3 protein-coding genes are annotated in these 1,035 nt (G+C 43.7%); all 3 read right to left on the bottom strand.

The window, feature by feature from the left end:
• Positions 1-428: hypothetical protein (locus AOG54_RS03965; RefSeq protein ID WP_156324193.1), on the bottom strand; the 428-nt coding region annotated here is incomplete at its 3' end.
• Positions 428-703, bottom strand: a complete 276-nt coding sequence (locus AOG54_RS03960) for a hypothetical protein (protein WP_156324192.1) — start codon at positions 701-703, stop codon at positions 428-430. The genes AOG54_RS03960 and AOG54_RS03965, both read right to left, overlap by 1 nt.
• A gap of 127 nt (positions 704-830) precedes the next feature.
• Positions 831-1,035: hypothetical protein (locus AOG54_RS10100; RefSeq protein WP_236692454.1), on the bottom strand; the 205-nt coding region annotated here is incomplete at its 5' end.

Below are 1,035 nucleotides of genomic sequence, written 5' to 3'. Positions count from 1 at the left end.
TTTTCCCCCTTCTGGACCATAAGTTCAGCAAGTGCATCATTAAGGGCATGGATCATTTCGAGAGGATTGGATTCCAGGAATTCCAGTATGCCAATGGCTGTATCCTTTTGGTTAGCCCTGTTAGATTCCATGAGGTATTCCCCCTCAATTTTTTTCATGGTCTCTTTTAACTCTTTTTTCTTGTCTGAAGAGATGCCTGGAGAATCTATCTGCTGCTGCAGCTGAAGAAAAACTGGCTTGAACCGTGCATCAACTTCAGCATAATTCAGGTGCGAATACTCTTCCAGGAGTTTCACATCCAGTGGAAACTTAAAATCAGTCCTCTGGACCCAGCGGTCCATATACTTTAAAAATTCTTCATTATTTGCCCACACGAATGCCTTTGCATGCCGTTTCATCTGGTCACGTTCTATGTCCACATCCATCATTACTTCCGCCTCCTTGCTTCCTGGTGTTTTGCATGCATATTCCTATTGTAAACATCGATGTCATGGGGCGTTACAAAAACCTTAACCATGTATGGGTTGGCATGGAGGACCTGGCAATCGTCTTTATTCCTCATTACCCATTCCTTAAGCCGGTCTTCCACTTCAAAGACATCAGAGAAATTTGGATAATCCAGCAGAATTGATTCAGGAGTAACCGCCTGGCCTGCATAACGTTGCATGATATGGTCCAGGGGATTATTCATTACGGACTTCATTGCCTCACCCCTGGTATTTTCCCGTCCAGGCAATCCTGGCATACATATTGCAGCTGGCCATCCATTTGCAATTCTCCCCGTGATACTTTCCTGTGGCAGCCTGCACATCTTTTAAAATAGAAAAATTTCAATTTCTCACCTCCATTGGTGTCCAGGGCTCTGGCATATTATTGCTGGAACCTCTCCCTTCATCTTCTTCAGTAAAAAATAACAGCATCAAGGACTCTCCCAAGTAGTCCTGGAATGTGTCAGTGTCAGAATGATGTTGACCTTCTGCTCCCAACCTATCCTTACCGTCCAAATCATTTTGCTTTTGGCCATTTTCAAATAAT

This window comes from Acidiplasma aeolicum (assembly GCF_001402945.1).
GTDB lineage: Archaea > Thermoplasmatota > Thermoplasmata > Thermoplasmatales > Thermoplasmataceae > Acidiplasma > Acidiplasma aeolicum.
Note: the sequence above shows the minus strand (reverse complement) of the source record. Positions and strands in the feature narration are given on the sequence as shown.

Bases quoted from the DNA above. Each gene is read 5' to 3' on its own strand.
- AOG54_RS03960 (WP_156324192.1), bottom strand. From the start codon at position 703: ATGAAGTCCGTAATGAATAATCCCCTGGACCATATCATGCAACGTTAT.